The sequence below is a fragment of the Massilia sp. LXY-6 genome, assembly GCF_051233485.1.
Lineage (GTDB): Bacteria > Pseudomonadota > Gammaproteobacteria > Burkholderiales > Burkholderiaceae_D > Telluria.
This window is the reverse complement of the sequence record NZ_JBKFGF010000088.1, coordinates 1-6,283: the sequence shown is the minus strand read 5'-3', so window position 1 is coordinate 6,283 and position 6,283 is coordinate 1. Positions and strand designations below refer to the sequence as shown.

The following is a 6,283-nucleotide window of genomic DNA, read 5'->3' as shown; positions in this document are numbered from 1 at the left end:
GCCCAGCTCCACGCCTATCACTGGGCCATCCAGGTGGCGCGCAATGTCTGAGACGACGGCGTCCGCGCCAGGCGACGTGGCCGGCAGCAGCGCGGCCGTGTGCCAGGCCGTCCTGCAGCTGCGCGGCGAGGCCCTGCATGCCGAGCTGGGACGCATCGCCGGCGGGCTGCTGGCCAGTCCGCAGGCCGCCTTCGTGGCCGGGCCGCCGGCCGGCCACGACGCCGATGAGGTGCTGAGCGCGCGGGTCGGCCCCGACAGCGATTGCCTGGGCCGCTACGAACTGCGCGGCCGCAGCTTCGGCCTCGAGGACCGGCGCCAGCTGGACGCCCTGGCGACGCTCACCGCGACCCTGCTGCAGATGCACGGCCTGGCCCAGCGCACCACGCACGCCTATGCCCAGGTCGAGGCCCAGCTGGCGCACCAGTCGCAGATCCTGGACCAGATCCACGAATCGGTGCTGACCACCGACCGCATGGGCTACATCACCAGCTGGAACCGCGGCGCCGAGCAGCTGTTCGGCTACACGACCGTCGAAGCGCTCGGCCGGCATATCCTGTTCCTGTACGTCGACGACAGCCAGGACGAGGGCACGGACTTTCCGGATGCCTTCGCCGAGCAGGGCGGACGCATGATGGAGGTCCGGCGCCGCAAGAAGTCGGGCGAGGTGTTCTGGGCCAGCCTGTCGCTGTCGCCGCTGCGCGACCTCGAGGACAATCCGGTCGGCCTGATCGCCTACCTGACCGACATCACCGAGCGCAAGCTGGCCGAGGAGCGGCTGCACCACCTGGCCTATTATCAGGAGCTGACCGGGCTGCCGAACCGCACGCTGTTCGCGCGCCTGGTCGACCAGGGCCTCATGTCCGCCCAGCGCAACGAGGGCACGGCCTGCGTGCTGTACATCGACCTGAACCGCTTCAAGCTGATCAACGGCACGCTGGGCCGCACCGTCGGCGACGAGCTGCTGCGCCAGGTCGCGCAGCGCTTCCGCAGCACGCTGCGCGACGAGGACGTGGTATCGCACCTGGCCGCCGACGAATTCGCGATCGGCCTGTTCGACGTGCGCCAGCACTTCGAGGCGACCACGGTGGCGCAGAAGCTGCTGGCGGCGCTGGAGGCGCCGTTCCCGATCGGCGGCCACGACCTGCGCGTAGGCGCCAGCATCGGCATCAGCGTGTACCCGCAGGACGGCACGGATGCCGAGACGCTGCTGCGCATGGCCGACATCGCGATGCAGCGCGCCAAGGAGCGCATCGACAACCCGGATCAGGGCGTGGCCTTCTACCGCCTCGACATGAACGAGGGCATGCAGCATCGCATGCAGATCGAATCCGGCCTGCGCCACGCCCTCGGCCACGGCGAACTGCTGCTGCACTACCAGCCGAAATTCGAGATCGGCAGCGGGCGCCTGGTCGGCGCCGAAGCGCTGGTGCGCTGGATGCACCCGCAGCGCGGCATGGTGGCGCCGAGCGAGTTCATCCCCCTGGCCGAAACCACCGGCCTGATCGTGCAGGTGGGGGAGTGGGTGCTGGAACAGGCCTGCGCCCAGGCCGCGATCTGGCAGCGCGCCGGCTTGCCGCCGTTCCGCCTGGCGGTGAACGTGTCGGCACGCGAGTTCACGTCCTCGCTGCCGGGCAGGGTGGCCGACACGCTGGAGCGCTACCGCATCGACGCCTCCTGGCTGGAGCTGGAGATCACCGAGAGCACGCTGATGCACGACATCGACTACGTGATCGGCATCATGGACCGCATCAGCGCGCTGGGCGTGGCGCTGTCGCTGGACGACTTCGGCACCGGCTATTCGAGCCTCTCCTACCTGAAGCGCTTCCCGATCGACACCCTGAAGATCGACCGCTCGTTCACGACCGGCATCCCGTTCGATGTGAGTGACTGCGCGATTGCCAGCACCATCATCAGCATGGGCCGCAAGCTGGGCCACCGCGTGATCGCGGAGGGCGTCGAGACCGTGGAGCAGATGGAGTTCCTGCGCCAGGCCGGGTGCGACGAGGTGCAGGGATATTTGTATGGGAAACCGCTGCCGGAGCATGAGTTCGAAAAGGCGTTGAGGGAGAACTGGCTGCTGGTGGCCTGAGGTCGACGAAGCGCTGCGCGCGCGCTTACGCCGTCGTGCCCGCGAAGGCGGGAACCCAAGCGTATTCCCCGGCCGCCAGCGCCTGTCGAGGCTGCGGGTGTTCAAGCTGCCCCTGCAGCAATGATTTATGTATAATGCGGTTCCCCAGGAAGCGTGGCCGAGTGGTTGAAGGCAGCAGTCTTGAAAACTGCCGACGGGGGAACCCGTTCGTGAGTTCGAATCTCACCGCTTCCGCCAAGCATACTGAACAAGAGCCCCACACGATGGGGCTTTTTTTCGTCTTCTCATAGGAGAAAAGTCAAAATCGGTGTCCACCGACGTCCACTAAAATCTACCCACATCCACGCACGAGGGGTGGGTAGGAATATGGGTCGTTTCAAGAGTGAAAACCTTGGCGGAGACCATGCCGAAAGGTGGGTACACACCGATGAGCTACACGATCAACAAGCTTTCCGCGATCAAGGTCCGTTCTGTCACCAGGCCAGGCATGTATGGCGACGGCGCGGGGCTATGGCTGCAGGTGTCGAAAAGCGGCGCCAAAAGCTGGATCTTCCGCTACGACTTTTGCGGCCGGCGCCGCGAGATGGGGCTCGGTTCCTGTCACACCGTCGACCTGGCGCTGGCGCGCGAGAAGGCGAAGCAATGCCGCCTCGTGCTGCTGGAGAAGCGCGATCCGATCGAGGAGCGTGACAAGGCCAGAGCGGAGTATGTGCACCAGCAGGCCAAGCGCGTCACCTTCGACGAATGCGCTTCAGCTTACATCGCGGCGCACCGCGGCAGTTGGAAGAGCGCCAAGCATGCGGCGCAATGGGAGACCACGATTGCGGCCTACGTCAGCCCCATCATCGGCGAGTTGCCGGTGGCCGACGTGGATACGGCCCTTGTCGTCAAGGTGCTCAAGCCCATCTGGACCACGAAGACCGAAACCGCTACGCGCCTGCGTGGACGCATCGAGTCCATCCTCGACTGGGCCACTACGCACAAATTTCGTCGCGACGAAAATCCGGCGCGCTGGCGTGGACACCTGGAGAACCTGCTCGCCAATCCTAGCAAGATCGCACCGGTCAAGAACCATCCGGCGCTGCCCTGGCGCGAGATCGGCGCGTTCATGACGGAGCTGCGCAAGCGGGAGGGCGTGTCGGCGCGGGCGATCGAGTTTGCCATCCTGACGGCTTGCCGGTCAGGTGAGGTGCGTGGCGCGCGCTGGTCCGAGATCGATCTGGATGCCAAGCTGTGGACGATCCCGGCCGAGCGCATGAAGGCGGGGAAGGAGCATCGGGTTCCGCTGTCTACCAGCGCCGTGGCCGTTCTGGCCGCAATGGAGAACCGTGGCGGCTTTGTTTTTCCCGGCCGGGACAAGGAGACGCTTCTTTCCGATATGAGCCTCACGAGCGTTTTGAGGCGCATGGGGAGGACGGATATCACGATGCACGGCTTTCGTTCGACCTTCCGTGACTGGTGCTCAGAGTACGGCAAGAATTCGTTCTCGCGGGAGGTGTGCGAACACGCGTTGGCGCACGGTTTGCCGGATAAGGTGGAAGCGGCGTACCGGCGTGGGGATCTGCTCGACAAGCGGGTGGTGCTGATGCAGGCGTGGGCTGACTATTGCGGCAGTATGGAGTAGGGAGATTTGCGATTCTATGGGTGGACAGTCCTGCTCGCTCCGGCATTGGCAATGCGGTGATTAGTCCGTACAATCACCGCATGAACTGCGGCGATTACACCTTTATCTGGCAGGCCCCGGACTGGCCGAACTGGCGCTATGACCTGGCGGCGCTGGTGTCGCCGCTTGCGCAGGTCAGTCAGCGTCAGGGCCTGCTGCTCGGCAGGCTTGCCGACATCGGCCTGGGCCTGCGCGACCAGGCCAGTCTGGCCGCATTGACCGACGACGTCATCAAGACCAGCGAAATCGAAGGTGAGCAGCTGAACGTCGCCTCGGTACGTTCATCCATCGCACGGCGCCTGGGCGTCGAGATCGGTTCGCTGGCGCCGGTGGACCGGCACGTCGAGGGCGTGGTCGAGATGGTGCTCGATGCTACCATCAACAGTTCGTCGCCGTTGACGCGGGAGCGCTTGTTCGGCTGGCATGCCGCGCTTTTCCCGACCGGGTACTCTGGCCTTAGCAAGATCAGCACCGGCACGTGGCGTGACGATGCTCACGGCCCCATGCAGGTGGTGTCCGGGCCCATTGGGCGCCAACGCGTACACTACGAAGCCCCACCGGCGCCGCGCCTGGCTGGCGAGATGGAGCGCTTCCTTGCATGGGTCAACGCACCGGTCCAGGCCGAGCCGGCACTGATCCGCGCCGGACTCGGGCATCTCTGGTTCGTGACCCTACACCCCTTTGACGATGGCAATGGCCGTATCGCGCGGGCCATCGGCGATCTGTTGCTGGCACGTGCCGATGGCAGCCCGCAGCGCTTCTACAGCCTGTCGGCGCAGATCCAGCGCGAGCGCAAGGCGTACTACGACATCCTCGAACGCACGCAAAAGGCCGGCCTGGACGTGACCGAATGGCTGTTGTGGTTCCTGCAGATGCTCGGCGAGGCCGTGGACCTGGCCCACTACGCTCTCGACGCCGTGCTGGAGAAGGCACACTTCTGGCAGCGGGTCTCGGGCGTGGCGTTCAACGAGCGGCAAGTCAAGATCATCAATCGCCTGCTCGATGGCTTCGAGGGCAAGCTCACCAGCAGCAAGTGGGCGGCGATCGCGAAATCGTCGACAGATACGGCGCTGCGTGACATCAACGAGTTGGTTGAGCTGGGCATCCTGCAGCGATCTGGTGCTGGAGGGCGCAGTACTAGCTATGACTTGGTGCGACGGCCAGCGTCTCCGCTGCCTTCAGCTTTGTGACAAGAGGGTCGTGCGGATGGCGCTAGGGTCGGCTATCGTGGGGGCATGCAAATTTCGTCATGACGAAATCGCGGAGTTCGTCATGACGAACTTTTTTCTTCACTCCAACTGTCTAATGTGCGGATTTCGTACAAGGTATCGGCAAACATGGATAACTGCCTAGGTTTTCTGTGGACTGGGAACATGAAGCACTAGCCGAGCGAATCCTGGAACTGGCGCGATCCGAAAGCCAGCCGCGTACGCGCGACGTGGCCGCCGCCGGCGCATTGCGTGCTGTGCTCACATCGATGACCGAATACAGCCGGCTGCTCAAGCCTGGGCGTAGCCTGCATGCCTTGGCTGACCGCTCGGCATTGGTTTGCGACAGCTTCTCCGAAGTCGCCGCGCGCGGCCAACCTGGTATGCAATACCTGCTCTCCGTGCTGCGCTACGAATCAGGGCGACTGGCGCGAATGCACTGGACTGCCCACTGTTCAACTTCACATCTGATCCAGGCCGACGACCTGCCTTGAAGCTTCACGGGTTTCGGGAAGTTTCCTTTCTTGATCGCCTCGTAGACGCTGCTGCGCGATCTGCCGCAGATTGCCAGCACTTCCTTTAGCCTGATGAATTGCACGCCTGGACGATTACTCGATGCACGGCGTTCGACAGCCACATTAAGAGCTTGTTGATCCATGGATGCCTCCAAGACGAATGTGAATGAAGCATTGTGGCTTCGTCAGGCCAGTGGTTCAGGTACAGAAATGTTCTCGTACCTACAAGGCTTACTAACGGACATAGAGTCGAGTGCCCACAAGGCACGACCAGTTTGATGTCAGGTGGCTGCAGAGACATTGCGCCTGTACCTATGCGCGCTTCATATCTGAAGGCTCGAACGCATTGAAAACGGTTTATTGGGTTTAGGTTAGGAGGGCAGGATAGACAAGCGTCTTAAATGTTTAATCTCTTCGAGATTAAACATCTGCCCTTGTCCCTTTCGGACTGTGCGCATGCGGTCTCTAGTGTCTGTCGGACTTCCTATTTGCTGTTTTAGCAACGCGTACGTACACTCAACCTGCAGAAGGTCCGCTGTCGGATGCTCATTCAATGGGGCGACGTAAAACACTTAGCGTACTGAAGTGCGATGGACGTTTAAGTCAGCTTCTTTCTTGACAAAGAAAGTAACTGCCAGTTAATGTTCCATAATGCGCCTACTGCACTTGTCTGATATCCACTTTCAAGCTCCCTGAACCGCCCCGGGAATCGTGGAGGCTGGTTGGTTTAAGTTAATACGGTTTCATCGGCAGCGATCTTGAGCTGCCGGTAGTAGTTTGCCTCAGCTTCAGCGGGCGGTATATAGCC

At 62.7% G+C, this 6,283-nt stretch carries 5 protein-coding genes and 1 tRNA gene; 5 read left to right on the top strand and 1 reads right to left on the bottom strand.

The genetic code is table 11. The features are described 5' to 3' along the window. Nucleotides 1-43: 43 nt before the first annotated feature. The 5 genes from ACI48D_RS25745 to ACI48D_RS25725 all read left to right on the top strand — a co-directional run bounded on the left by ACI48D_RS25745 (nucleotide 44) and on the right by ACI48D_RS25725 (nucleotide 5,454). Nucleotides 44-2,089: a putative bifunctional diguanylate cyclase/phosphodiesterase gene (locus ACI48D_RS25745; protein WP_435574087.1), complete on the top strand. Its 2,046-nt coding sequence runs from the start codon at nucleotides 44-46 to the stop codon at nucleotides 2,087-2,089. Nucleotides 2,090-2,236: 147 nt separating this feature from the next. Further along, a tRNA-Ser gene (locus ACI48D_RS25740) sits at nucleotides 2,237-2,326 on the top strand. 190 nt (nucleotides 2,327-2,516) lie between these two features. Continuing rightward, entirely contained in the window at nucleotides 2,517-3,713 is a 1,197-nt protein-coding gene (locus ACI48D_RS25735) for a tyrosine-type recombinase/integrase (RefSeq protein ID WP_435574086.1), read from the top strand. Between the two features lie 80 nt (nucleotides 3,714-3,793). After that, nucleotides 3,794-4,942 carry a Fic family protein gene (locus tag ACI48D_RS25730; protein WP_435574085.1) on the top strand — a complete coding sequence of 383 codons (1,149 nt, stop codon included), beginning with the start codon at nucleotides 3,794-3,796 and terminating at the stop codon, nucleotides 4,940-4,942. A gap of 170 nt (nucleotides 4,943-5,112) precedes the next feature. Further along, nucleotides 5,113-5,454 carry a hypothetical protein gene (locus tag ACI48D_RS25725; RefSeq protein WP_435574088.1) on the top strand — a complete coding sequence of 114 codons (342 nt, stop codon included), beginning with the start codon at nucleotides 5,113-5,115 and terminating at the stop codon, nucleotides 5,452-5,454. Here ACI48D_RS25725 and ACI48D_RS25720 read toward each other — a convergent pair. Beyond that, on the bottom strand, nucleotides 5,370-5,618 hold the full coding sequence (locus ACI48D_RS25720; RefSeq protein ID WP_435574084.1) for a helix-turn-helix transcriptional regulator: 249 nt from the start codon (nucleotides 5,616-5,618) through the stop codon (nucleotides 5,370-5,372). The two genes, ACI48D_RS25725 and ACI48D_RS25720, sit on opposite strands and share 85 nt — an antisense overlap. Nucleotides 5,619-6,283 lie beyond the last annotated feature (665 nt).